Source organism: Algoriphagus sp. 4150, from assembly GCF_031457395.1.
Lineage (GTDB): Bacteria > Bacteroidota > Bacteroidia > Cytophagales > Cyclobacteriaceae > Algoriphagus.
Genome location: NZ_JAVDWS010000001.1, coordinates 314,720 through 339,676, shown reverse-complemented (window position 1 = coordinate 339,676; position 24,957 = coordinate 314,720). Strand labels below are relative to the sequence as shown.

Genomic DNA, 24,957 nt, shown 5'->3' with positions numbered 1-24,957 from the left:
GAACTAGAAATATTTATGTCGAATATTGAGAAGAAAGCTTCCTCCCCTATAGAACAAGAGAAGGAATTGGCAGCAATAGCCGCTGTCTCTTACATCCAAGATCAGCAGGTGGTTGGGCTTGGTACAGGCTCCACAGTGTATTATGCCATTCGTGAAATAGGAAAGCTTATTCAGAATGGTTTGCAGCTAAAAGCAATCCCAACTTCGAAGAAAAGCCAAGCTTTAGCCGAATCCTTCAATATCCCCATTATAGACAGTAATAGTGTGGATTACATCGATGTGACGATCGATGGTACGGATGAGTTTAATGAGGATTTTGTACTGATCAAAGGCGGAGGCGGGGCGCTGTTTAGGGAGAAAATCGTCGCTTCCATGACGAGAAAGCTGATTATCATCGCAGATTCCGGTAAACAGGTGAAACAGCTGGGACTGGCGTTCAAATTGCCTATAGAAGTAATTCCGTTTGCATCCAATTATGTGATGAGTCAAATCAAGCAGTTGGGGGGAATTTGTAGTATCCGTATGAAAGAAGGCAAAACCTTCGCAACTGATCAGGGAAATTGGATTTTGGATGCAGACTTTGGTCACATAAAAGATCCTCACTCCCTCTCGAAATCTCTAAATGAAGTTGTCGGAATTGTTTGCCACGGCCTATTCATAGGGTTGGCTGACATAATTCTAGTTGGAGAAGGTGACGTTACATATACTATCCTTCCATGATACCACTTCTTAATTAGGGCATGCTGAAAAACGCCGGTAATAGTTCAAAAGCTATCATTTTGAATGATTAACCCATTTTTGATGCGAGCGGCTTTTCAGCAAGTGTAAGCTTATTGATTATAATAGGTCTTTATCCATGCATCCGAAAATCCCAAAATCGGGATTTTCAAGCTAGTCTCAGTCATTTTATTATATCCGGATTGGCATAGGCGCGATCCAGCCAATCCACTACCTGCATCCAGCTTTCACGGGGGATTACTGAATGTGTAGTATTCTCCATGACCAAAAACTCCTTTTTATTGCCAGGGATCAAGTCATACAATTCTTTAACTTTTTCTACCGTAAATAATTCGTCCTCATCACCAATACCAACCAAAACAGGGATATTCATATCCTCCGGCAGTCTGAGTGTTTTCACATCAAGCATCATCATAAATCTAGGGGTATATCGCATCGTAAACAGACTGTCTTGGGTGACTGTCATACCTTCTCTGTAATAATTAATAGATTGATGAGCCGGACGGAAGATAGCGCTTGCCAAAAATTTTGCTTTCTTAAAAAGTGAAGGTGGCTTTGATACCCCTTCCCTGCCCTCATATGCGCCGGACAACATAACTAACCCTTCAATATCATTCGGAACAGCATTTGCCACAGAAAAGGCAGCCGCAACCCCTAGGCTGTGCCCCAGCACAACCACTTCAGAAAACTCCAACTCTTTTATATATACAACCGTCTCAGCCATATCAGCAACCCACCTGTCCAATCCCGGCGCATCCCCCCGATTACCACCCGACAAGCCGTGTCCTCTGTAGTCCAATCCAAACGTAGTATAACCACTTTCGGAAAATGGTTTTCCTGCCATGTCATACGCACCACTATGTGCTGTAATACCATGAAGAATCAGTACTGCGACTTCCCTTTTGTCTGAAAGCACACCGTCTGGATTCCATCGGCGCAAAAACAATGTTTCTCCATCAGTAGTCTGTATTAAATGGTGTGGATCTTTGAATTCATTCCTCATGGCGGCGGCCCTGTCTTCGGAAATACCGACATGCTGTGCTTGAGAGTCAGTTGGGTAATATACTAAAATGAATGCCGTACCTACGATGACAATTATTATACTAAACAGAAATTTCATATGATTATAATTTGTTTTTTAGCGGCCATATGGAATGCCCGTAACAATCATTCTCCTGTGTGATCCCGTAGATATGGAACCATGGGCATTTCAAAAGCTTCTTTTTTTTCATTTTTTATGTTTTACTGTTTTTTTCCAAAGATTGACATTGGCCCGATTAAGGAGCTTTGCCGGCTAAATTGTTTAATCCACCCAAATGGATTTAATGTTGACAAATTCGCGGATTCCATAACCGGCAAGTTCCCTTCCATACCCACTATTCTTAATTCCTCCAAAGGGTAATCTGGGATCTGAAGTCACCAATTTATTTACAAAGCAGCTTCCGGCTTCAAGTTGTAATGCTACTTTTTCTCCACGTTCTCTATTTGAAGTGATCACTCCCGACCCCAAACCAAATTGAGAATTATTGGCCAGTGCAATGGCTTCATTTTCATCTTTGGCACGGATCACAGAGGCTACCGGACCAAAAAGTTCATTGTCAAAAGCTTCCATACCCGGATGTACATCGACCAGGATGGTGGCCGGATAGTAAGCTCCCGTTCCTTCCGGGATTTCCCCTCCAAGTATAAGGCGGCCACCTTGCGCTATGGTTTTTGTGACTTGTTCGTGTATTTCATCCCGCAAATCCAACCTTGCCATAGGACCATAATAGGTAGATTCGTCCATAGGATCACCCATTTTTGCCTCACTCATCTTTTTGGTGAAGAGTTCCAGAAACTTATCGTAAATGGCATCGAGCACCACAAAACGCTTGGCTGCTATACAGGTTTGCCCATTATTCTGCAATCTTCCGAACGTAGCCAGATCGGTCGCTTCTTCCAGATCCGCATCATCCAAAACAACGTAGGCATCGCTTCCCCCCAATTCCAATACAGTTTTTTTCAAGTTGGCTCCGGCAACCGAGGCAACGGAACGTCCTGCGGGGTCACTTCCTGTAAGGGTTACTGCTACGATATTCTTATCTTCTATGACATCTTTTACATTGCCTGCATTTATATTCAGATTGGTAAATACGCCTGCCGGAAATCCCGCTTTGATAAAAGCATCTTCCAAGGCAAATGCACTTCCCTGCACATTGGATGCATGTTTCAGTACCCCGGTATTTCCTGCCATTAGTGCAGGTGCGGCGAAACGGATCACTTGGTAAAACGGAAAATTCCACGGCATTACAGCCAGAATAACACCCATTGGCTGGAATGTAACATAACTCTGGGTCGCTTCAGTATCCACTATCTCCTTTCCAAGTAAACTTTCCGAATTATCCGCATAGAAGCGGCATACCCAGGCACATTTTTCTATTTCCTTTCTGGCCTGAACAATAGTTTTACCCATTTCTGTCGTAGCCAGCCGGGCGTATTCTTCCTTATTAGCATCAAACAGGTCGGCAAGCGCATGCATCAGCTGCGAGCGTTCCGCAAAGCTTGTTTCCTTCCAGGAGGCATACGCTTCCCTAGCGAAAGCTATCTTTTCCTGAGCTTTTGAAATAGCTATCCTTTCGTATTCGGCTACAGTTTTCCCGTTTGCAGGGTTAATCGTTATTGCATTACTCATGATGTTGTTTTTTAGGTTCACTGGAATATTTCTTAATCAATACATTTAAAATTTCATGGTTTAGAGAGTAATCGACGGCTAAATCGATAAGCTGTACCCCTTTGGAACTCAAAGCCTGTCCCAACACCCTTTGGAATTCTTCTACAGAAGTCGGCCGATATCCCTGTGCCCCGAAACTTTCGGCATATTTGACAAAGTCCGGATTTCCATAATCCAACCCATACTTCTCAAATCCGAGGTCCTGCTGCTTCCATTGTATCATGCCGTAAGCATGGTCATTTAGGATAATGACTATCAGGTCAAGTTGCATACGTATGGCAGTTTCCAATTCCTGGGAATTCATCATAAACCCTCCGTCTCCGTTTATGGATATAACTTTTTTCTCCGGATTCATTTTTTTTGCCATAATAGCCGAAGGGAGCCCTGCTCCCATAGTTGCCAAGGCGTTATCAAGTAGCAAGCTGTTTTGCACATAGGCCGGATAATTTCGTGCAAACCATATTTTGTACATTCCATTATCTAAAGTCACGATACCGTCATCGGGGAGAATATCTCTCACAATCTTAACCACACGCTGGGGTAAAACCGGAAAACGATTGTCGTTCCCGTATTTTGCCAGGCGGGTCGATACGCTGCTTTTTATATTCAGAAAAAAATCGGTATTCCAGCTATTGGCACGGGGCTTCAAAGAATCGGTCAATTCCAAAACACTGTTTGCTATATCTCCGATAACATTTAATTGGGGAAAGTAAACTTCGTCTATCCCAGCAGGAAAGAAATTGAGATGAATCACCTTACGTTTGTCCTCCATATGCATGAAAAAAGGCGGTTTTTCAATGGTATCGTGTCCTACATTGATAATCAGATCCGATCCTTTAATGGCTTCATGCAAAAAGTCATAATCGGACAATGCCGCTGTTCCCAAGTATAAGGAATGACGTTCGTCTATGATCCCCTTTCCCATTTGTGTGTTGAAAAAAGGTATTCCTAAAGAATCAACAAAGGCTGTCAATGCCATGCTGGCTCTTTTTCTATTGGCTCCGGCACCGATGAGTAAGAGAGGTCTGCCAGCCTCTTTGATCAGGTCTGCGGCCTGTTGAATAGCATCTTTCCCTGCATTGGGAATTTTAAAATCCACCACCTCAAACATCCTCGGATTTTCTACATCTTCCGCGGCAATGTCCTCAGGCAGTTCTATATGGACCGCTCCCGGCCTTTCGTCCTGTGCTAGCCGAAATGCTTCCCTGACCATAGAAGGGATATGTGAACTATGGGTGACCTGCTTGGTGTACTTGGTAAGCGGATGCATCATTTTGACCACATCGATGATCTGAAATCTCCCCTGTTTACTCTTTTTGATCGGCTTCTGCCCCGTAATAATAACAAGTGGCATAGCGCCTAATTGAGCATAAGCTGCAGGGGTCACCAGATTGGTAGCACCCGGTCCCAGGGTAGAGAGGCAAACTCCCGGTTTGCCTGTTAATCTGCCATAAGTCGCAGCCATAAATCCCGCACCCTGTTCGTGCCGGGTAAGGATCAACTCTATTTTTTCCGATTTCCTGAGGGATTCGAGGAAATCGAGGTTTTCTTCCCCCGGTAGACCGAATATATATTCAACACCCTCATTTTCCAGTGCTTTGATAAATAAATCTGATGCTTTCATGTGTTTATAATTGTTTTCTATTGGCCACATGGAATCTCGCTCGGTGAATAATCATACCTCTCCCGAAGCAAGTTCGGGACAAGTTGTGTGTCGTTTTCGACATGCTCGATTTCATATGATTACAATTTTTTCTTAAAGGCCATAACTTGTCCCGTGACGAAGGAAACGAGATAGCCTGTCCCGATCCATTCGGGAGAATCCCGCTTCACAGATAATCATCCCTCTGTGTGACTTGAGTCATGCTCGATTTCTATTGCAATTTTACCATAGAAATTATCATCATCGGATTTTATCTCCAAAAGGCTATGCGCTTTACCAATATCTGATAACGGAAAAGTTTTGGTCAGAATAGGTTTTAGTTTTTTGCTTTCTACGAGTTTAGTAAGTTCATCCAGTTTATTTCTACTCTGTCTGGTAAAAACAAAATGATAAGTTGCATTTTTCCCCCAAGCTTCAATAAGATTTTGTGGCTTATCTATATCAACTATAGTAACTACCTGTCCTAACTGACTAAGTATTTTTCCACTGTCAGAAAGCGTGTTACCACCGATAGTATCGATGATTACATCTACTCCTTTATTGTCAGTTAATTGGTTAATCACCTGAATGTAGTCTTCATTTTTATAGTCAATGACATAATCAGCCCCCAACTCAAGAAGAAACGGGTGGTGAACTTTTCTCGCTGTAGTAAATACAGTTGCGCCCATAGCTTTAGCTATTTGAATAGTCGGTATTCCCACTCCACCTGCACCTCCATGAATCAGTATAGTCTGGTTGATTTTAAGTTGTGCCCTTGAAACAAGCATTTCCCATGCAGTACCGGCAGCTAATGGAAGCGTTGCAGCTTCCAAGTGGCTTATATTTTTAGGTTTTAGACCGATGATAGATTCGTGGGCACAGTGATATTGTGCATAGCTTCCATGTCCCTTAAAAATTTCGGGTGAATAATACACCTCATCACCGACTTCAAAATTTTCAACCCCGGGGCCAATTTCCACAATTACACCCGAGATATCGTGCCCTGTAATCACGGGCAAGGTCAATTCATTTTTATAATCTCCACGACGGACTTGAAAATCCAAAGGATTCACGGAAGAGGCAAGAACCTTTACTAAAACTTCTTGAAACTTTGGTTTTGGTGTAGGTACTTCTGTAATTTTAAAACTATCAAAAGACCCAAATTCATTTAATATTGCTGCTTTCATTATAACATATTTAAGTTTATTAACATCCAAATTATTAATTAAAAGGCTGAAATAGTATCGCTTTGAGAAATTTCAATTTCTAACATCTTAGAACGATAATTATTTAAATAAGGTTACCATAAATTCAAGAACATCTATCACATTGAATTATAACTAAATATAACCTATACAATAAAACACAAGTTCAACCTTAGACAATTATTTTCACAAAAACACACCTCATCATGTAATAAAAATAATTATTATTTCTATAAACTAATAAGTTATTATATTAGTATTATAAAGCATTCATCAAAACATGGATATAATACTACGTTTGTTCGACCTTCTTTTATCAGGTATAATCATAAATGGGGATTAAAGGTTACTATTTTATTTGGTCAATAATCCAATCTGTTATCTCTTGGAGCACTACAGGGGCTATTGTTTGTTCAATGACAGAATATTCAAGTGGGGAGCCTGTGTCAGATTCTTGAAAAAGATGGTTCAAATCCTTATACTCTTTAACAGTAATCCTATCATTACCTCCTTTCTTCAAAGCATCTTTAATCGCAGATAGATTTTCCTTCGGAGGAACCTGAAGATCTTTTTCGCCATTGATTGCCAATACCGGACATTTCACCTTTTCAAGGGTTTTGGATGGGTCGTATCTCAGAAAGTACTTCACCCAAGGAGATGTAAATAGATTTATCTGTGCAGAAATAAATTCATCTTTGGTCATTCCCTGCGGAACCTTGACCGCAGAATCTCCTTTGAGAGATTCATCCAACATATCCTTGAGTTGTGACTTTATAGTTACATCGTTATCGGAATTCACGATAACATCAAAAATTGAGGAGTTTGTCCGGAGAAGATTCTTAATCTCTTTTTCAGAAGTCCCCAACGCTTTTTCTATCAATTCTTCTTGCAACAACAGCAATTTATCTCCCCGGATTCCAGATCCCGCCATTAAAACGATAAAACCAACATCGGCTGTTTCAGCGGCAACCATCGGCGCTATCAAACCTCCTTCACTATGACCTACGATACCAATATTAGTTGTATCGATTTCTTTTCTGGACTTTAAATAGGCAATTGCACTTACTACATCAGTGGAAAAATCAGCAGTGGTGGCTGAGCTGAAATCTCCCGTGGATTCCCCGAACCCCCTATCGTCAAACCGTAAGACAGCGATTCCATTCCTAGTCAAATAATCGGATAATACCAGAAAGGGCTTGTGCCCCATGAGTTCCTCATCCCTATTTTGTGGGCCACTTCCTGAAATTAAAACAACCACAGGGAATTTGCCTTTATCGTGAGGAAATGTAAGGGTTCCTGCAAGGGTAATTTTCGCTTGGCGGTTTTCAAAGGTTACATTTTCTGAAATGTACGGATAAGGTTTTTCAGGCTCTTGAGGTCGTGGGGTTACTTTTTCTTCAGTTAACTGTTTTGTAAGATCTAGCGGGAAGTCCTGATTGTTTTGCTTGAATGTACCAACGATTAAACTATCCCCCTTGTAAACTCCTTCATATGAAATACCTGCCATTGGAACCTCAAAAACAATAAGCGATTCCTTGAACGTTGTTGTAGCGGGTACATCTTTTACTCCTTGATCAGGGCTGTCCATAGTAGTTCTATAGCCATTTTCGTCTTCAGAAATGTTGAAAGAAACAGTCAAGTGAGTTCCATGAACAGTAAGCTTCCCACTCCATTTGCCTGTTATTTCTTGGGCTTTAAGTGATTGAGTTGACAATAAAATCAACAACGCTATTACAAGTTTATACATAATTTCTTCTTTCCATAATTGAGACATCTATCCTTTCTTAATTCACCTAGAACTTATGTGATATTCCAACACCTAAAATCCCATTTCCATAATAAGTTCTATCGTATTGAAACCCCAATTCAGTTCCTGAAACTATTTTATTATACCGCTTCACGGATCTATCTAAGAGTATACCAGATCGAATGTTAAAAAAGGCTGCAACTAAGCCCGCAGTACCCAACGCAGTCCAATAGGCATCACTATTTCGTTTATCAGGTCTAAATAAAGCATACAATGATAAGCCGGAGGAAATTAAGCCAATGACCTTAGCCGTTTTCATTGAATTCTTAAACTTATTATAATCCCTTGTAACCTCTGAATCATTCACCTGCATAATAGGAATTTGCAATCCATAAGGACTCTCAAAACTTTGGCCATTATAGAAATATTTAGTACTAAACACTCCTTTCTTTACTTCTATGGGATGAAAATCCTTCGTGGATTGAGCCAATGAATTGAAATGGAACCCAATAAAGAAGAAGATTAACAGGTTAAACTTCATAAATAAATATATTAGTATTATAATTTTATTAGTAGATAGTATTGAAATTAAAAACCGACACATACGCATTAATGCGCTAGACTTCCCATAAAAGCCCTGATTTTATTTATGATTTCATCCCCATCTTCTTCCAGAGCAAAATGCCCTGTATCGTAAATATTATAGTCAATATTCTTAACATCTTTTTTAAATGCTTCTGCACCGCTTTCAGGAAAATATTCATCGTTTTTACCCCAAACAACCAACAAGGGCGGCTGATTATCCCTTAGGTATTGTTGCCATTTTGGATATTGTTTTAAATTGCTTTGGTAGTCGTACCATAAATCTAAATTCACCTTATGCGCATTAGGACGGCTCATTCTTAGGTAATCCAAATGCCAAGTATCAGGATTTACATTTTCGGGATCTCGCGTTCCGTGGGTATACTGCCATTTTAGACCCTCCAACGTAAAAGCGGGCAATAAAGCCTTTTCAGTACTTTCGTTTCTGTTAGCCCAAAAGTCCTTTATCCCTTTCCACGCCTCCCCGATGCCTTCCTCGTAAGCATTTCCATTTTGTGTTATTATTGCAGTTACCCTTTTTGGATTTGCTGATGCGATCCTAAATCCGATAGGGGCACCATAATCCTGCATCATTATCGCATATGAACTAATACCTTTTAGTTCTAAAAATGAGTTCATCGTAACCGCAATATTGTCAAATGTGTATTCGTACTCTTCGGGAGATGGGAAATCACTGCTCCCAAATCCCGGGTAATCGGGTGCTATTAGATAAAATTCATCCGAAAGTTGATTCAACACTTTCCTGTATTGATGGGAAGAGGAAGGGTAACCGTGCAGTAATACGATCGCCGGCTTTTCGGCATTTCCTGTTTCACGATATGCGATGTTTACCCCATTTACATCTAATGTTTTATATTTTATTTGTTGCATTTTATTTTCTTTTTTAATTATCACTTTATTTGCTATAGTTGAATTCTCTTGACATCCCGAAACGAACATCAATAACAAAAGACAAAATATATTTAAATTCCTCATAGGCGATCCGAGCTTCATTTCTATTGTTCCATATTGTTTTCTACCAATTTCTTTAAGCTTTCATTCATCAATTCAAAACCTTTTCTAGTACTGTTTTCAAGTTTTTTCCGGAATAAACCTACTAGAATCCCTTTGAATGTTTCGCTATGAATAAAGTTAGTTGTACCGTTTCCGTTATCTATGAGTTCAAACTTATGTTCGCCGTCAAAAACACCTTTGAACAACAACTTCCCCATCCAACGAAATTCTTTGTTATGTTTAAATGTCAATACGGTTGGCTTGAATGTCATCCTCTTACCTTCCGGCGAGCTAATGCTTACTCTGATTTGACTGCCAACCTTCGGTTCTCCTGTTATACTTTTAATAAAAGGGTTCCAACTGGTGTGGTTTTCAAAGTCTGTCAACACTGTCCAAACTTTATCAGGTGTGGAATTGATCATGATTTGTGTCTTGATTTCCATTGTAACTAGTTAAGTTTTGAACTCAATGTTTTTTTTTATATGATTATATTTTACGATTAATTTAATAGATACTAGTTTTAAATTATATGGTGAATTTAAGTTTATTCAACATTTCATTTGTCACCTCATTGGAATAGATACTAAACGAATTAATTAAAGTACCCTTTAGGCTATACTTATCCGAAGTAATTACATATAATATTGCTGAATTTTCCGGACTCGAGTCATCATCTTCAAACCTATAAAAATGATCTATATTAAATTCGTTATGAAATATTTTATATTGCCCATCTCTGCATTCTATGCAATTTTGTTTTAGGTTAAAGTCTTCCACATAACCTTCTTTCTTTAGATCGCTTAATGCCTCAATTAAATTGTCGTATGATTTCATTTTTTAGAATGTTATTGGATTAAAGCTTATCGTATCCTTTAAATTTTTTACTTACAATGCGTTTCCATTCGGGGAATCTTTTGATATATGCGAATACAAAAGGACAGAAAGGCAATAACTTTAGATTATGATTTTCTAGATAATGCAAGGTCTTTTCAACTAAAGCACTTGCCGCTCCGGTCCCTTCTAGTTCAGGTTCAGTTTCGGTATGCACAAGAGCTATCTGACTCCCAAATTCACCGTAATTGGTGAATGCATATTTCCCATCTATTTCTATTTCGAAGCGTCTTTTACTTTCGTTTTTTATTAAGGGAATTTCTACAAATATTGATTTCATCTGTTTATAATTTGATTTTTAAAGGACAGATGGAATCTCGCATGCATTATAATCATTCCAGTGTGTGACTCTTGGGTCATGCCCGATTTCAACTGATTCCTATGGAATAGGAAATCTTATGTTAAGTTTATATTCAATAGAGTAATTACCAATATTGTGCCTAAATCACAAACAACTCAAACACAGTTACTTAAGTGGTTTTTTAGATGATTTAAAATTCTATTTATTCATAAATTTCTCTTATATAAGAAATTTGTATCAATTACCATATTTGATGGTTGAATACGGTTAATTATAAATTATCTATTGCTTTGACAATGGGCATATTACCATCCTGCATACTTATAACCTTTTTGAAGGTTGAAGCACTTTCTAATATTTCTGATAGTGTTTCTGCAACATTTTCTATTGAATTTTCTCCGTGATGTTCTACATTCAATTCAATCGCCCCAGAGCCTTTTGTTTCTATTAATGCGCCTGGCTGTAAAATAGTATAGTTCAACTTCGTCTGGTTGATTAAAAACAAATCTGCGTAATGTTTAGCCAAATAATAGTCTGTGAGACTTTCAAGTCCCTCTGATTTCCATTTGTGAGGCGACAAGGAAAAAATGGCACTTAACATAATATACCGTTCAATCCCTTTATTTTCGGCAGCCTGCATGGTTTTTACCGCACCATGCAAATCTATTTGAAGCAAATTTTTTCCTCTTGAACCGGACACAAAGTAAACAGTGTCTATTGCCTCCGGGAAATTTTCAGTAATAACATCCAACTCTTGTGAAATATCCAATTGAATTTGAGCATAATTTATGTGTTCAAACAATTCATCCTTTGCTCTTGAAGTGCCGATTACCTTATGGCCTTTGTTCAAAAGATTTTGGGTTAATAGTTTACCCACACGTCCGCTTGCTCCTATAATTAAAATTTTCATCTGTTTATATTTTGATTTTTAATGGTCAGATAGCCTGTCCCGTCCGCCGCGGCGGATCGGGAGAATCTCGCACGACGAATAATCATCCCTCTCCCGAAGCAAGTTCGGGACAAGTTGTGTGTCGCCTTCGACATGCTCGATTTCATACTATTATTTTTTAAAAATTGATCTATGATAATAAAGAAAATCGAGTATCCTTAATAGACCCATTTCGGTCAACAGATTCCCTTCATTACAAATATTTGCTTTTAAATACTGTGAGTTTTTCCCGCATCATTTCATCTATGGAATAGGATATACCCCCCATCCCAATACCGGATAAATCCCTACCGCCAAATGGCATCCAGTCTACCCTGAAAGCGGTATGGTCATTAACCATTACAGCAGTGGCATTTAATTTTTTTACCGTGTCTAAAGCGACATCAATATTCTTTGTGAAGACAGCCGCCTGAAAGTGAACATCCAGTGCATTGGCCTTTTTGATAGCCTCATCACGGTCTGTAAATGGATAAATACATACCACCGGGCCAAAAATTTCCTTATTGGAAACCTTAGAACTTTCCGAAGGATTAAGCAGCACTGTAGGCTGATAAAGAGTTTCAGAAATTCTTTCTCCCCCTGAAAGTAATTTAGCGCCATCTGCGATTGCTTCAGACACCCATTCCTCTAACCGATCAACTTCCTTGGGAGTAATTAACGGACCTACATCTGTATCACTTTCCGATGGATTTCCGACTTTTAACCTATTTGTGGCCTTTAGAAACTTTTCAATAAATAATTCTGAAAGTTCCTGATCCACATAAATTCTCTGAACAGATACACAAACCTGGCCTGCATGGTAAAAACTACCTTTTACCAGATCTGGGATCATTTCATCAAAATCTGCATCTTTTTCAACAATAACCGGTGCAGCTCCACCATGCTCCAAGGCACATCTGGTACCTGGCGAGAGTTTACTTTTTAGATACCAGCCTACCTTTGCAGAACCTATAAAGGAGAAAAAATTAATTCGAGAATCTGTTACCAATGATTCTGCTACATCATTCTCACAAAGTGCAATTTGCAACCATCCAGAAGGTAATCCCGCTTCTTCCAAAATATCCGCAAGAGCCAGACTTGATAAGGGTGTTGCCATTGCCGGTTTGAATATTACGGGACAACCGGCCGCAATAGCAGTGACTACCTGATGAACCGCTAAATTTAGTGGATGATTAAACGCACTTATAGCTGCCACAATGCCAATAGGTTCCTTTGTTGTAAAAGCAATCCTATTTAAAGAAGCCTCAGTAAGTTCCATAGGCACCTGCTCCCCTTTTATTTGTGAGATATGTTCTGCGGCCAGTTTAACTCCTTTGATAGCTCTGAGTACTTCCGCCTTTGAATCTTTATAAGGTTTACCACCCTCGCTTAGAGCCAAAAAAGTTAACTCCTCGATCCTGGTACTCATTATTGAAGCGGCTTTTTCTAATATTTCAATTCTTTTGTAAGCAGGAATCCACAGTGATTGATCATCGAATAAGTTTTTTGCAATAGTTATAACCTTTTCAAGTTCACTTTTAGGCATCAAATCCAACTCTTTTATCATACTTTGATCGTATGGAGATAAAATTTTTACAGATTTCTTCATAACCGTTTATTAAATGTGCGAGCGTAAAAACCAAGCCATTTTTTCATGTTCTTGCATTAATCCAGTGATAAAATCACTTGTACCCAAATCATTGAAATCATTTTCAAATAGATTTATATTTTCCCTTAAATCTTTAATAATTCTTTCATGGTCAAATAAAAGTTCACTTATAAAACTCCTGCCATCTCTTTCATTATTAGTTGATTCTGATAAACTCTTTAAACTTAAAAACTCCTTTAAAGAGGCGGGGGCATAATGACCTAATGACCTGATACGCTCAGCTACCCTATCAATAATATCATCTAATTGCTCAAATTGTATTTCAAAAAACTTATGCTTATCATAAAAATCTAAGCCTATTACGTTCCAATGAGCATTTTTCGTTTTGGTGTAAAGCACAAATTCATCAGCCAAAATTTTTGACAATTCATTAGCTACTGATTGCCTATTGCTCTCTGATATACCTATATTTATCTCCATTTTTACTTTATTATTATGTATTTAATAGTTTTCATAGAACACTATCACTGTATAAGAGTCGTTAAAACAATCTCTCTATTTTCCAATAAAGGCACAATTTTCCCTAGGACCAATTCTTGAAAATGTGATGAATTGCGATGTTCCTCTATGGCAGCTTCGTTTATATAGCCTTCATAAAGCACTAAAGTATTGGCGTCTAAATTACTTTGATGTACTTTATAGAAAAGGTTGCCGTCTTCCTTAATACTTTCTTCCCTAACCGTCTTTAACAAGTCTAAAACCTTGTCTATTTCACCTTGCTTAACTTTCCATGTAGCAAATACGTATACCTGATCTTGATTTTCCATTTTTTTAAATTAGTTTCAGTTTTATTCCTATTACAAATGCTTTTATGTAAAATTGGCCTCCCTCAAGTATGGAAGGAGACCAATAAACTGTTCATTATTTGTCAGAAGATTCTAAAATACCTATCATTTTTTCAGCTACTCCTTTCGCTGAGGCAGGATTTTGTCCTGTTACCAGGTTCCCATCGGCAATGCTGTGGGCAGCCCAGGCAGCGCCGGCGTGAAATCTTGCTCCCTGTTCGGTCAAGGCTGTTTCAAGCAAAAATGGAACATCGGCTATGGCGTAAGCATTTTCTTCCTCATCGGTAAACGAAGTAATGTTCTTTCCACTTACCAAGTAAGTTCCGTCACTCAATTTTGCATTTAACAAAGCTACAGGTCCGTGACATACAGCACCCACTACTGCATTACGTTCATAGGTTTTGGTAATGATACTTTTAAGCAGTTCATTTTCGGGCATATCAACCATAGGAGCTAAACCACCGGGTACAAATACGGCATCATAGTTATCCACGTTTACTTCCGATAGCTTGCTGGCTTTTTGCATGGCTTCCCAACCTTTTCCCGTTAAAAATTCAAGGTTATCAGGATCATCTGCCAGGTTTAGAGCGTCCAAATAAGGGGTGTCTCCGGTTAGACTCGCAAAATCAATCCGGTAATCAGCCTTGGTAAATTCGGCATAGGGATGTGCCACTTCAGGAAGAAAAATTCCTGTTCTTCTGTTGTTTGGACCAATCACGTTTGCATTGGATACGATAATTAAAATCTTCTTTTTCATTTTGGTTTCGTTTTTACCGGTTAAGATCTTTTCATTAAACATCTTATCTTCTCTTTTACTCTCTGAATTGAAAGAAAATAAGACTAGTGCTAGCCCTAGAATCATCATACTTTTCATTGCTATAAATTTTAATGGTTACTAATTATTTATAATACAAATTTATAGCAAGCTTCCTGCTCAGGACGATGAGGCAAGTCACTAAAAAAGTGTGAGTAAAGTCACATTTTTAAAAGCTCGTATCCTTATCATTAATCTTTAGCGTATAGGCGACTAAGGGTTTCCCGGCTTACTCCTAAATACTCAGCAATATATTTTTTAGGTATTTTCAGCATAAGATTCGGATATTGGTTAGCGAATTCTTCATAGCGTTGCTGAGGATTACTCGAAAGCAAAGAAATAATCCTCTGTTGAAGGGCCATATAACCATTGGTCAGTTTTATACGAAAGAAATGCTCCATTTTTGGAAGAAGCATAGAAAGGTTTTCCCTACCCTCTAATGTTAGGCATAAAACCTCTCCCGGCTCCATGCATAGCACATACATATTGGCCTTCTTTTGATTGAAATAAGCAATATAATCCGACATCCACCAGTTCTCTGTTGCAAACTGTATGATATGCTCTTTTCCCTGGTCATCAAGATAAAATACCCTGAAAATACCCGTTAAAATCAAATATTCGTACTTGGCATCATCGCCTTGCTGAATCAAGTATTGATTTTTTAACACCCTTCTTATCGTAAAAAATGGCTTAACAGCATCAAACTCCTTATCGCTAATAGGCGTAATTTCTTCGATATGTTTCCTCAGTTTTTCCATAGCAGATTATCATTATTTAGCAGTTTCGGTTCCGGCAATTAAATTTACGCTGCTATTGATGATTTGATGTGGTTCATAATACGCTGATTAATGTGGTTGAAATTGAATAAATACATTGGGTTAGTTTAAAGGTCTTTTGAGCTTATCTTTATAACACCAAGCAAATTTTGACCATGGTTTGGGTAAGATTGAAGTAACTACCGGGTGGCCGGTTGCTTCAAAATGCTTTTGTGCGTGCTGATTTTGGGATGAATTGCAACATAGTACTGTTCCACAAGTTTGGCAGAGTCGCAGATGAATCCATTTCCCACCAATCTTTACACATTCTTCACAAACCTTGACTTTGGTGGTTCTGAATTTCCCGCCATTCAAATGCTCACAATATCTTTCTGCTTCCTCCATCCCTATTGTTCTAACTTGCTCATTTTTAGTTCAGCCAGGTATTGATGAACTTGACTTATGGCCATGGAACCTTCACCGACAGCGGAAGCAACCCGTTTTACAGAACCTTTCCTTACATCACCTACAGCGAAAAACCCCGGTATGCTCCCCTCCAGGGATTGTGGTTTTCTTTGTTCAAAGATGGAACATGTAGTCATTGCCGCTTCCATGACATCTACTCCAGTATGAATGAATCCCTTACCATCCATAGATACAATTCCATGCAACCATTCTGTACAGGGTTTTGCACCTATGAAAGTGAATAAGTTGGTTATTCCGATGATTTGAGTTTTCCCATTGGTATTCAGTACCAAATACTGTAAGTGATGCGCTCCGTTCAGTTGGACCACATTGCTGTTTTTATGCACAATAATATTGGGCGAGGAATAAATTCTTTGGACCAAGTAATCACTCATTTTATCCCCTAGATCATCCCCACGGATAATCACATGCACCTCAGCAGCGTGGTCAGCCAAAAACAATACAGCCTGACCTGCGGAATTTCCACCTCCTACCACACCGACCAATTCATTTTTGCAGGCAGAGGCATTCATTCCGGTAGCGGAATAAAAGACACCACTGCCTTCGAATCGTTCAATACCTTCTACAGGCAGACGCCTGTAGTTTGCCCCAGTGGCAGCAATGAGGGATTTTGCCTTGATATGTTTTTCATTTGACGCGCATAATGTAAAGTACTCGCCATTGTATTCTACTTTTTCTGCTTTATGTGGAATGGAAATCGTACACCCAAATTTCTGCGCTTGGAGGTAGGCCTTGTTGGCAAGGTCATGTCCTGATATACCCGTTGGAAAGCCTAAATAGTTTTCAATTTTTGTGCTTTTCCCTGCTTGTCCACCGGGGGCATTGCCATCAATGGTCACTACGCTTAATCCCTCTGAAGCGGCATACACACTTGCCGCCAATCCGGAAGGTCCTGCCCCTACTACCAAGACATCATAGATCGTATCCTCAAACTCCATTAATACCCCTGTTAATCTCGCCAATTCAGCAATAGTGGGATTTTTATAAATTTCACCGGACATACTGATAAGAATTGGCAAATCCGCATAATTAAGATTAAAGCTTACCAGCAATTCCTTGGCTTCAATTGATTCATCGATGTTGAGAAAGGAGTGCCAGATGTGGTTTTTATCCATAAAGTCACGGAGACCATAGGTTTCTTTGGATTTTTCGGAACCAATCACTTTTATTCCCCCACTTAGCTCCTTTAGCATAACCTCTTGCCTTAGAAGAAATGCACTTAAAAGAACATCGCTTATACCGCTGTGTTTGGAAATAATTCCTTTCAGGACCTCAGGCTCAATGCGCAACACGCTTGCTCCTTGGGATGCGTACGCACTAAATGGTATGCTTCTATTTGACAACATACTGCTGTCGCCGGTAAACTCATTGATCATATGTGTAGCCAAAACACGATTATCATCATGTGGATCCCTCATATATATCTCTCCTTCCAAAACGACATAAAAATCATAGTCACTATCACCCACCTGAAAAAGCACGGTTTCCTTATCAAAGGTTAGTATAGTACCAAATTCCTTAAGGGTGCTGATTTGTTTTTGTGTCAAAACCGGAAATCTAGGATCAGTCATTGTGTGTTATTATTTTAATATTTATTATTAAATTATTGCTTGTCAAAAACTAAATATGAATCCATATTATATTTTTGAAATTCTCTTGAGTTGGACGGTTGAATTATATATATTCATACCTATGTTAGTTATACTTCCACAAATTTTTCGTGATGATTATTTAAACACGCTTTTATTTTTTGTGTATCGCCCACCAGCCATATGATATCATTGGCCGATAAAATTTCCGTTGAACTGGGATTAAGAATACGGTTTCCATTTCTTTCTATACCTACCACATGGCTACGTAGGTCTTTCCGGATACCGGAGTCTTTTATTGTCTTACCTGAATAATAGTTGGCGTCAGTTATTTGTGCTTTAAGAAGACCTATATCATTAATATCAATATCGTCTTCGTAATTCTCCTTCCGGTTAGTTTGGTCAAAAAGAAATTTTATTTGGGTAATCTGTTCCTCTGTTCCCAAAATACCTACTTTATCGAAAGGCAATATCCGTTGCTCTCCATTAGGCAGATGAATGGTTCTATCGCTTCTACGTATGTATACTATATTTATTCCATACTTCTTTTTCCAATCAAGTTCGTGTAAAGTCATTCCTGCAAAGGAAATCTTGTCGTCAGTTTCCAGTTCTGTTACATATGCATTCCATTCCTGTAACTGCTTTTTTGCTTCTTCGTTTTTCTGTTGAAGTTCTCTACTAACTGTATTTTTAACATATTCTAGCCGCTCCCTTTCGTTAAGGTTGGAAATAAACTGCAGCTCAATCCTTTGGTAAATTTTCTGTACTTTATCTGAGAAAAACCACAACAATACTACAATTATCGGAACAGCGGTCATTAGGGCATATCTGGTTGTTGTAATCTGATCAATAAAGAAACCTATAAGAAATATCCCCAAAAGATATCGGATAGCATTGAGTGAGATACCCGTCAAAGAATAATTCAGGTAATACGAATTGACAGTTGCACCTTCTTCTTTTAAATTGACTTTTTTGATTAGTATTGCCCATAAGAAAGGTGATGCCAGTAAGGCTGCACTGCTTATTAGAATCACATTTCTCCAGAGTACACTTGCTAATTGGGTATTCAGAAACGGAATAAATGTGTATTTGAACAGCAAGACAATGGCAATAAGTATAATGCTGTTTGTAACAAGGATCCTGTAATATTCCCGCAGGATTTTTTTCCATAGCGGATCATTTTTAATTTTCTGTGTTTCGGAAGTGTAAGCATCTAAACGCACTATCCATTTTGCAGGAAGAATTTTTAAAATACCATTATATAGAGGTTCTGAAAATTTTATTAAATAAGGCGTAGTAAACGTTGTAACCGCCGATACGCCCACAGCAATAGGGAACAAAAATTCCGAAATTACGCCAAGTGACAATCCCAACGCAGCCACAATAAAAGCGAATTCACCAATCTGGGCCATACTGGAACCAATTTGTACCGCTTGCTTTAAAGGTTGTCCGGACATCAAGGCACCTAATGCACTGAAGAAAAATTTCCCCGTTAATGTCAGCATTGTAATGAAGAAAATAGGAACGGCGTAAGTGTACATTGCCTGTGGATCGATCATCATACCCACGGAGACAAAGAAGATAGTTCCGAACAATTGTTTAATGGGTTGTGTAAGGTGTTCGATTTTCTCTGCCAAAACGGTTTCTGCGATTAAAGAGCCCATTACAAACGCACCTAATTCTGCAGAAAAACCTACCTGAGTAGCCAACAATACCATACCGAAACAAAGTCCTATCGAAAGAATGAGTACGGTTTCATCATCCATCCATTTTTTTGTCCTTCTTATAAATGCCGGAAGCAGATAAATTCCCACTAAAAACCAAAGCACCAAAAAGAACGCAAGTTTGAACACCGTAAAAATAATCTCCAAGCCTTGAAAATTTTGTGCGACAGCAACTGTAGAAAGCAATACCATTAGAAGGATTACAATAATATCTTCTACCACCAACACTCCAAAAACCACTTTGGCAAATTGCTTCGATTTTAAGCCCAATTCATCAAAAGCCCGCAAAATAATGGTGGTAGAGGAACTTGCCAGCATACCGGCCAGGAAAAGACTGTCCATCTGGTTCCATCCTAATAAATACCCCGTAAGGTAACCACCCAAGCCCACAAAAATAATTTCGGTAAACGCAGTAATCGATGCAGGACCGCCTACTTTCATTAGCTTTTTAAAACTGAATTCTAAGCCTAAGCTAAACAGCAACATGATTACACCTATATGTGCAAAAGTCTCAATGTTGTCATGGTCAACAATTGTGGGCAGAAAGCTGAAATGTGGACCAACCAAAAAACCGGCAATAATATAGCCCAATACCAAGGGTTGCTTAATTCGTTTAAAAAGAATTGTAACCAATGCTCCTACCAATAGGATTAGAGCCATATCTTGTATTAGTTCAGGTAAATGAGCCATCTTTTATTTTATATTATTTAGTAAATTAATTTTCAGTATGATTAACTAATAAAAATCTTTTATTTATACAGTCTAGGTTAAATAAAAGCTAAGTATATCTCACGAATAACATGGTATTGCATAAGACTTGTTTTACAATTCTTGGTAACTTAATGCTTTTGACGGACAAGCATTTATTTGACTCTTTAAAGCTTCTAATGAAGCATTTTCCGGCTTAATCCATGGTGATGCATTTGGATCATAAACCTTAGGCAATGTTTTTACACACACACCGGAATGGATACACTTTTTGGGTTTCCAAATTACCGTTAACTCATCCTTTTGGTATTCTTTGCTAATTTCCATAATTCAGTAATTTATTATTTTAAAACATCCCTAAGATCATCCGACTTTCGGAACATAGCTGCGGCAAAAGGACACAAAGGAATAATCTTAATATTTTTCTCCCTAGCCATTTCTACGATTTTGTATAGTATTTGCTTTCCTACACCTTTACCATTGTATTCCGGTTCCACATAGGTAGAATCTATAATAATCAATTCCTTTCCTGCTATGGAATAGGTCATTGTCCCTATACTTTTTCCATTCTCCTGCGCAGTAGCAGAACCTTTGGCACCCTCTTCTTTTAATAGTATTTCCATGATTTATTAGTTTTAAAATTTTATTTCTGAAGTAAACACAAAATGATATAATGTATCTTCTTTATTACTGGATTCAAGGAATCTCTTAGGAAAAATCACATTAGATTCAAGTTCAAAGAAAACAAACTTGTTGAGCCGGTGACCGACTATTGTTCCTAATTGATGTGCAATAAATCTCCCGTTTCCTATAGCCGGATAATCCAAAGTCAATGCAGCTCCATATACTCCATCATGTAAAGAATAACGCCAAAAAGCAGCATAATCAAATGATACTTCCCACTTATTAAAGTATGTATTGAAATAAGGATGAACATCTATCAAGTTGGACGGCCCAAAGCGTGCAACCCTACCAAAATAAGCCCCTCGGGGATACAGAGCATCAAAGGTGTTCATTTTGTTGTCAGCAGCATCTTTATCCCCACTTATAGCTTCTGTTTTTAAACCCAAATTGACTCTTTTTCCAATTAGATTTACTTCTCTTTCAATATTAATGGAAAGAGTCCATGCCGAAATTGTCTGATCTCCGAACTTCCCAAATTGATAAACTGCTTCATTATTGTATGTTAGCTTTTTGTATTTACCAAAGTGTCTGATTCCCACAGATACCCTCCGCTCGTTTTCCTTACCACTAGCATAGATTGCATCATTTTCTTTTTGATATAAAGCATATACGTCCAAATTCGTTGTGCTCGAAAAGTTGGCCGTCGTGTAAACACCTGAAAAGGTTTCATCAAAATTCAAGTAATCATTATCGAATACCTCAGGCTGTGGCTGTACCGGGATCGAGAAAAATGTTTTCGCCTTAAAATTATCGGTTTGATAGTTAAACTCGACAAAATCAAATGATCTTCTGACATTGGGACCTTCCCGTATATCTACTAATCTTCCAGATCCTAACCGCATGTTATACCTCCCCCCGCTAACATCCCACTTTGGAGCAAATTGATATTTGATAAACAACTGGTTTACATAAAGCTCGTCTTTGTCTACAGGACCAATATCTTCTTTGTCCGTTGCCAAACTGCTACCAAGTTCGGCAAACAGTTCAAACCTCTCACCTACTTTTAAATGAGTATGTACTAGAAATCTATTTAAGTACCAGATATTATCCTGACTTACATTGCTGTCAAATTCACCATTTATAAATGACTCAGTCTGAAATCGCCAACTCCCACCAAATGAAAGTGTCGTGTTTTGAAACAGATTAATAGCTTTTATATTCTGATACATTTTTTTGTTCTCAGTTAAATCCAACTTCCTCAAATCATCATTTTGACGCAACAAACTAAATTCCTGAGCATAAGCAGCGAATTGAAAGGTGTGGAACAACAGGATACAGATCCCGATCCTCACAACTAAAGCACTCTTATAATAATCAGCCCCATTATTCCTGTTAAAAACAGAGGAAATTCAGCAAACACAGGTTGTTGTACAGATTCTACCAATTGAACAGGCATACCCAATTGTATTGGCATAATAGACCCTGCAACTAGTGCTAGAATTAGCTTTATGTGAGTTTTCATGGCTTAATTTAATTTATATAATGTCTATAAAGTACTCATCTATTGAGAACAATTGTCTAACAACTTAAACTTTTTTAATAAATTGAATGTTTATAATTAATTTCACAGTATCACTTACTACAATATTTCCAGACTCTGTCACTGCACTCCAAGTAAGATTGAAATCTTTTCTGTTAAGAGTCCCGGTAGCTTCAAAACCTGCTTTTGTTTGTCCATAAGGATCTATTGCTATACCATTGAAATCAACATCCAGCTTAATTTCTTTAGTAATATCTCTGATAGTTAAATTCCCCACTAAGATTTCTCCATCAAAGGATGTTGACTTAAATACTAATTCGGGATACTTTTCTGCATTGAAAAAATCATCTGATTTTAAGTGTGAGTCCCTATCACCATTTTTTGTGTTGATAGATGCCGTTTGTGCAGAAAAGTTAAAATCCGCATCAATAAAATCATCATTATTGCTTTCAGCTGTTGCATTAAAATTTTCAAAATGACCGGTCACCGTAGAAATCATCATGTGTTTTACCTTGAAGCCTATTTCAGAATGTGCTGTGTCAATAATCCACTTAGTTTTTGTTGTCATGCTCATTACATTTTTATTTAAATAATAGTTAATTTATTTGTTTTGATAACCTCCATAAAAATTTATTGGAGACCAGTTTGGAATTACTTCCGGTAACTTTGGGTTCATATCTACATATTCATCTGAAGCAAAAACCACTTTCCCTCCCACTACAGTAAGTATTGATTTTATATTGTTGATTTCTTTCTCAGGAATTGTAAAATAATCATCGGATAATAATGCAAAGTCTGCAAACATCCCCTTTTCCAACGTTCCTTTTACAGTTTCCTCATCAGAAATCCATGCGCTTCCATGCGTGTATAAGTGCAATGCTTCTTCTCTTGATAACTGGTTTGAAGGTTCAGCCAATTGAAAATCCCCTACAGTCTTGCCTGTAATCAACCAATATAAAGCCGGCCATGGATTGTAGCTTGCCACTCTGGTACCATCAGTTCCTGCCCCTACAGGGAGTCCAAGATCTATCATTTTACGAACCGGTGGTGCCTGTTTTGCTTTATCAACCCCATAACGTTCGACAAAAAACTCACCGGCATATGCCAGACGAGCCTGAATTGCTATACCACCGTTTAAAGCCTTTATACGGTTCAATTCCTTATCTTCAACTGTTTCTGCGTGGTCAAAAAGCCATCTTTTGGAAGTCAGTTTTCTATTGGTTTCCCGATTTACCTCTTCAATTACATCCAACATATTGGCAATGGTTTCTCCATAAGTAGCATGTATCCGAAATGGCCAACCATTGTCCACATGAAGCCTAATAATTCTCTTAAAATCTTCACGCCAGCCAGGTCTTTTTTCCAGCATGGGCTGGGGCGCCAAAAAATTTTCAAAATCGCCCGCACTCCAGGTCAAAAACTCTCCACCTCCTTCGAGCTCATACCCGTGGTCCAAATGTATTTCTCCATTATGACCAACCTCATTGTTGGCCATCCATTCCTGAAATTCAGCATATTCTTCTCCCTTGTTTTGGGGAAACAAATAATAGGAAAGACGGATGGGCATTTCCCCTGCTTCAGCTAAAAGCCGGGTTCCTGAATAATCTGCGGGAAATTGATGACCTCCCCCGCCGGCATCGATACCGCTGGTAATCCCAAAGCTGTTCAACTCTCTATAAAACTGTTTGGTGGAGTTTATCATTTCCTCATCGGACAAGGGGGGTAAAGCAGCAATCCTTTGGTATAAAATTGTGGGGTTAGGCTCTGCCAAAAGCACCCCGGTCAATTTACCATCCAGTCCTTTTTCAAAGCTACCGCCTTCCGGAGCTTCTGAATTTTCATCAATACCCATCGCTTCTAAACCGGCAGCATTCAGCCAGCCTCTGCTGTATAAAAACAGTACAAAAGCAGGAACCTCACCGGTGGCTTCATTGATTTCTTCGGAGGTAGGAAAGCGCTTTTCTTCAAACTGAAACGGGCTCCATCCTCCGATTACCCTAACCCATTGACCTTCCGGGGTCCTTTCAGCCTGCTCCTTCAGCATTTGTAAGGCTGTTTTCAAAGTTTTAACGCCATCCCAGCGCAGTTCTGCGTTATAAAACCGCCCACCTCTTGTTAAGTGTAGATGAGAATCGTTTAATCCGGGTATCAGAGTTTTGCTTTTTGCATTTATACTGATTGTCTTTTCGCCCTTGAACTTTAGGATCTCTTTGTTAGTACCTGAAGCCAAAATTTGTCCATCCTTAACAGCAATCGCCTCTGCAACTGTTTTATTGTTATCCATAACTATTACTTTAGCATTGAAAACAATAAGATCAGCTGCTACATTAATAGATTTATTCTCTCCTCCTGTGAGGAAATATAATATAACGGCCAGTACCAATAATAATGTAATTAGTTTCATATGATTATAATTATTTTTCAATGGCCAGATAGCCTGTCCCGATCCGCCGCGGCGGATCGGGAGAATCTCGCAATGCTAGGTTTCACAAGAAGTCCTCCATG

25 protein-coding genes are annotated in these 24,957 nt (G+C 38.6%); 1 reads left to right on the top strand and 24 read right to left on the bottom strand.

What is annotated here, in order from left to right:
- Window positions 1-15: 15 nt before the first annotated feature.
- The gene (gene rpiA / locus J2X69_RS01475) at window positions 16-720 is read left to right on the top strand and encodes a ribose-5-phosphate isomerase RpiA (protein WP_310097326.1); all 705 of its coding nucleotides are present in this window, start codon (window positions 16-18) and stop codon (window positions 718-720) included.
- 181 nt (window positions 721-901) lie between these two features.
- Here the strand turns inward: rpiA and J2X69_RS01470 are convergent, their stop codons facing one another.
- The 24 genes from J2X69_RS01470 to J2X69_RS01355 all read right to left on the bottom strand — a co-directional run bounded on the left by J2X69_RS01470 (window position 902) and on the right by J2X69_RS01355 (window position 24,856).
- Window positions 902-1,858, bottom strand: coding sequence for an alpha/beta fold hydrolase (locus J2X69_RS01470; protein ID WP_310097322.1), 957 nt, complete (start codon window positions 1,856-1,858; stop codon window positions 902-904).
- A 183-nt stretch (window positions 1,859-2,041) separates the two neighbouring features.
- Entirely contained in the window at window positions 2,042-3,409 is a 1,368-nt protein-coding gene (locus J2X69_RS01465; protein ID WP_310097319.1) for an NAD-dependent succinate-semialdehyde dehydrogenase, read from the bottom strand.
- Window positions 3,402-5,072 (bottom strand): acetolactate synthase large subunit, encoded by a 1,671-nt coding sequence (locus tag J2X69_RS01460; RefSeq protein WP_310097316.1) that lies wholly within the window; start codon window positions 5,070-5,072, stop codon window positions 3,402-3,404. The genes J2X69_RS01465 and J2X69_RS01460 overlap by 8 nt, the downstream gene beginning before the upstream one ends.
- 215 nt (window positions 5,073-5,287) lie before the next feature.
- Window positions 5,288-6,277, bottom strand: a complete 990-nt coding sequence (locus tag J2X69_RS01455) for a zinc-dependent alcohol dehydrogenase family protein (RefSeq protein WP_310097312.1) — start codon at window positions 6,275-6,277, stop codon at window positions 5,288-5,290.
- Window positions 6,278-6,644: 367 nt separating this feature from the next.
- Window positions 6,645-8,042 carry an alpha/beta fold hydrolase gene (locus J2X69_RS01450; RefSeq protein WP_310097308.1) on the bottom strand — a complete coding sequence of 466 codons (1,398 nt, stop codon included), beginning with the start codon at window positions 8,040-8,042 and terminating at the stop codon, window positions 6,645-6,647.
- 46 nt (window positions 8,043-8,088) lie between these two features.
- The gene (locus tag J2X69_RS01445) at window positions 8,089-8,583 is read right to left on the bottom strand and encodes a hypothetical protein (RefSeq protein ID WP_310097305.1); all 495 of its coding nucleotides are present in this window, start codon (window positions 8,581-8,583) and stop codon (window positions 8,089-8,091) included.
- A 68-nt stretch (window positions 8,584-8,651) separates the two neighbouring features.
- Window positions 8,652-9,515, bottom strand: a complete 864-nt coding sequence (locus J2X69_RS01440; RefSeq protein WP_310097301.1) for an alpha/beta hydrolase — start codon at window positions 9,513-9,515, stop codon at window positions 8,652-8,654.
- A gap of 125 nt (window positions 9,516-9,640) precedes the next feature.
- On the bottom strand, window positions 9,641-10,081 hold the full coding sequence (locus J2X69_RS01435) for an SRPBCC domain-containing protein (protein ID WP_310097298.1): 441 nt from the start codon (window positions 10,079-10,081) through the stop codon (window positions 9,641-9,643).
- 410 nt (window positions 10,082-10,491) lie between these two features.
- On the bottom strand, window positions 10,492-10,809 hold the full coding sequence (locus J2X69_RS01430; RefSeq protein WP_310097296.1) for a GNAT family N-acetyltransferase: 318 nt from the start codon (window positions 10,807-10,809) through the stop codon (window positions 10,492-10,494).
- A 292-nt stretch (window positions 10,810-11,101) separates the two neighbouring features.
- Window positions 11,102-11,740: an NAD(P)H-binding protein gene (locus tag J2X69_RS01425; protein WP_310097293.1), complete on the bottom strand. Its 639-nt coding sequence runs from the start codon at window positions 11,738-11,740 to the stop codon at window positions 11,102-11,104.
- Between the two features lie 232 nt (window positions 11,741-11,972).
- Complete coding sequence (locus J2X69_RS01420; protein WP_310097290.1) at window positions 11,973-13,367, bottom strand: aldehyde dehydrogenase family protein; 1,395 nt, start codon at window positions 13,365-13,367, stop codon at window positions 11,973-11,975.
- 9 nt (window positions 13,368-13,376) lie between these two features.
- The gene (locus J2X69_RS01415) at window positions 13,377-13,847 is read right to left on the bottom strand and encodes a DNA starvation/stationary phase protection protein (RefSeq protein ID WP_310097287.1); all 471 of its coding nucleotides are present in this window, start codon (window positions 13,845-13,847) and stop codon (window positions 13,377-13,379) included.
- Window positions 13,848-13,891: 44 nt separating this feature from the next.
- On the bottom strand, window positions 13,892-14,194 hold the full coding sequence (locus J2X69_RS01410) for a putative quinol monooxygenase (protein WP_310097285.1): 303 nt from the start codon (window positions 14,192-14,194) through the stop codon (window positions 13,892-13,894).
- Window positions 14,195-14,288: 94 nt separating this feature from the next.
- Window positions 14,289-14,969, bottom strand: a complete 681-nt coding sequence (locus tag J2X69_RS01405; RefSeq protein ID WP_310097281.1) for a type 1 glutamine amidotransferase domain-containing protein — start codon at window positions 14,967-14,969, stop codon at window positions 14,289-14,291.
- Between the two features lie 248 nt (window positions 14,970-15,217).
- The gene (locus J2X69_RS01400; RefSeq protein ID WP_310097278.1) at window positions 15,218-15,784 is read right to left on the bottom strand and encodes a Crp/Fnr family transcriptional regulator; all 567 of its coding nucleotides are present in this window, start codon (window positions 15,782-15,784) and stop codon (window positions 15,218-15,220) included.
- Between the two features lie 120 nt (window positions 15,785-15,904).
- A complete protein-coding gene (locus J2X69_RS01395; protein WP_310097274.1) occupies window positions 15,905-16,186 on the bottom strand; it encodes a UBP-type zinc finger domain-containing protein in 282 nt (93 codons plus the stop codon).
- A 2-nt stretch (window positions 16,187-16,188) separates the two neighbouring features.
- Window positions 16,189-17,838, bottom strand: a complete 1,650-nt coding sequence (locus J2X69_RS01390) for an FAD-dependent oxidoreductase (protein ID WP_310097271.1) — start codon at window positions 17,836-17,838, stop codon at window positions 16,189-16,191.
- 128 nt (window positions 17,839-17,966) lie between these two features.
- Window positions 17,967-20,240, bottom strand: coding sequence for a cation:proton antiporter (locus J2X69_RS01385; protein WP_310097268.1), 2,274 nt, complete (start codon window positions 20,238-20,240; stop codon window positions 17,967-17,969).
- 162 nt (window positions 20,241-20,402) lie between these two features.
- Entirely contained in the window at window positions 20,403-20,615 is a 213-nt protein-coding gene (locus tag J2X69_RS01380; RefSeq protein WP_310097265.1) for a (4Fe-4S)-binding protein, read from the bottom strand.
- A gap of 14 nt (window positions 20,616-20,629) precedes the next feature.
- Window positions 20,630-20,911: a GNAT family N-acetyltransferase gene (locus tag J2X69_RS01375; protein ID WP_310097262.1), complete on the bottom strand. Its 282-nt coding sequence runs from the start codon at window positions 20,909-20,911 to the stop codon at window positions 20,630-20,632.
- Between the two features lie 12 nt (window positions 20,912-20,923).
- Complete coding sequence (locus tag J2X69_RS01370; RefSeq protein WP_310097259.1) at window positions 20,924-22,141, bottom strand: alginate export family protein; 1,218 nt, start codon at window positions 22,139-22,141, stop codon at window positions 20,924-20,926.
- 125 nt (window positions 22,142-22,266) lie between these two features.
- Complete coding sequence (locus tag J2X69_RS01365; protein WP_310097256.1) at window positions 22,267-22,434, bottom strand: DMT family transporter; 168 nt, start codon at window positions 22,432-22,434, stop codon at window positions 22,267-22,269.
- A 64-nt stretch (window positions 22,435-22,498) separates the two neighbouring features.
- Window positions 22,499-23,020 carry a YceI family protein gene (locus tag J2X69_RS01360; RefSeq protein WP_310097254.1) on the bottom strand — a complete coding sequence of 174 codons (522 nt, stop codon included), beginning with the start codon at window positions 23,018-23,020 and terminating at the stop codon, window positions 22,499-22,501.
- Between the two features lie 33 nt (window positions 23,021-23,053).
- Window positions 23,054-24,856, bottom strand: coding sequence for an amidohydrolase (locus tag J2X69_RS01355; RefSeq protein WP_310097251.1), 1,803 nt, complete (start codon window positions 24,854-24,856; stop codon window positions 23,054-23,056).
- Between the last annotated feature and the right edge of the window lie 101 nt (window positions 24,857-24,957).

Bases quoted from the DNA above. Each gene is read 5' to 3' on its own strand.
- J2X69_RS01450 (WP_310097308.1), bottom strand. From the start codon at position 8,042: ATGTATAAACTTGTAATAGCGTTGTTGATTTTATTGTCAACTCAATCA.
- J2X69_RS01375 (WP_310097262.1), bottom strand. From the start codon at position 20,911: ATGGAAATACTATTAAAAGAAGAGGGTGCCAAAGGTTCTGCTACTGCG.
- rpiA (WP_310097326.1), top strand. From the start codon at position 16: ATGTCGAATATTGAGAAGAAAGCTTCCTCCCCTATAGAACAAGAGAAG.
- J2X69_RS01365 (WP_310097256.1), bottom strand. From the start codon at position 22,434: ATGAAAACTCACATAAAGCTAATTCTAGCACTAGTTGCAGGGTCTATT.
- J2X69_RS01395 (WP_310097274.1), bottom strand. From the start codon at position 16,186: ATGGAGGAAGCAGAAAGATATTGTGAGCATTTGAATGGCGGGAAATTC.
- J2X69_RS01470 (WP_310097322.1), bottom strand. From the start codon at position 1,858: ATGAAATTTCTGTTTAGTATAATAATTGTCATCGTAGGTACGGCATTC.
- J2X69_RS01390 (WP_310097271.1), bottom strand. From the start codon at position 17,838: ATGACTGATCCTAGATTTCCGGTTTTGACACAAAAACAAATCAGCACC.
- J2X69_RS01400 (WP_310097278.1), bottom strand. From the start codon at position 15,784: ATGGAAAAACTGAGGAAACATATCGAAGAAATTACGCCTATTAGCGAT.
- J2X69_RS01445 (WP_310097305.1), bottom strand. From the start codon at position 8,583: ATGAAGTTTAACCTGTTAATCTTCTTCTTTATTGGGTTCCATTTCAAT.
- J2X69_RS01425 (WP_310097293.1), bottom strand. From the start codon at position 11,740: ATGAAAATTTTAATTATAGGAGCAAGCGGACGTGTGGGTAAACTATTA.
- J2X69_RS01415 (WP_310097287.1), bottom strand. From the start codon at position 13,847: ATGGAGATAAATATAGGTATATCAGAGAGCAATAGGCAATCAGTAGCT.
- J2X69_RS01435 (WP_310097298.1), bottom strand. From the start codon at position 10,081: ATGGAAATCAAGACACAAATCATGATCAATTCCACACCTGATAAAGTT.
- J2X69_RS01405 (WP_310097281.1), bottom strand. From the start codon at position 14,969: ATGAAAAAGAAGATTTTAATTATCGTATCCAATGCAAACGTGATTGGT.
- J2X69_RS01385 (WP_310097268.1), bottom strand. From the start codon at position 20,240: ATGGCTCTAATCCTATTGGTAGGAGCATTGGTTACAATTCTTTTTAAA.
- J2X69_RS01420 (WP_310097290.1), bottom strand. From the start codon at position 13,367: ATGAAGAAATCTGTAAAAATTTTATCTCCATACGATCAAAGTATGATA.
- J2X69_RS01455 (WP_310097312.1), bottom strand. From the start codon at position 6,277: ATGAAAGCAGCAATATTAAATGAATTTGGGTCTTTTGATAGTTTTAAA.
- J2X69_RS01460 (WP_310097316.1), bottom strand. From the start codon at position 5,072: ATGAAAGCATCAGATTTATTTATCAAAGCACTGGAAAATGAGGGTGTT.
- J2X69_RS01440 (WP_310097301.1), bottom strand. From the start codon at position 9,515: ATGCAACAAATAAAATATAAAACATTAGATGTAAATGGGGTAAACATC.
- J2X69_RS01430 (WP_310097296.1), bottom strand. From the start codon at position 10,809: ATGAAATCAATATTTGTAGAAATTCCCTTAATAAAAAACGAAAGTAAA.
- J2X69_RS01380 (WP_310097265.1), bottom strand. From the start codon at position 20,615: ATGGAAATTAGCAAAGAATACCAAAAGGATGAGTTAACGGTAATTTGG.
- J2X69_RS01360 (WP_310097254.1), bottom strand. From the start codon at position 23,020: ATGACAACAAAAACTAAGTGGATTATTGACACAGCACATTCTGAAATA.
- J2X69_RS01410 (WP_310097285.1), bottom strand. From the start codon at position 14,194: ATGGAAAATCAAGATCAGGTATACGTATTTGCTACATGGAAAGTTAAG.
- J2X69_RS01465 (WP_310097319.1), bottom strand. From the start codon at position 3,409: ATGAGTAATGCAATAACGATTAACCCTGCAAACGGGAAAACTGTAGCC.
- J2X69_RS01355 (WP_310097251.1), bottom strand. From the start codon at position 24,856: ATGAAACTAATTACATTATTATTGGTACTGGCCGTTATATTATATTTC.
- J2X69_RS01370 (WP_310097259.1), bottom strand. From the start codon at position 22,141: ATGTATCAGAATATAAAAGCTATTAATCTGTTTCAAAACACGACACTT.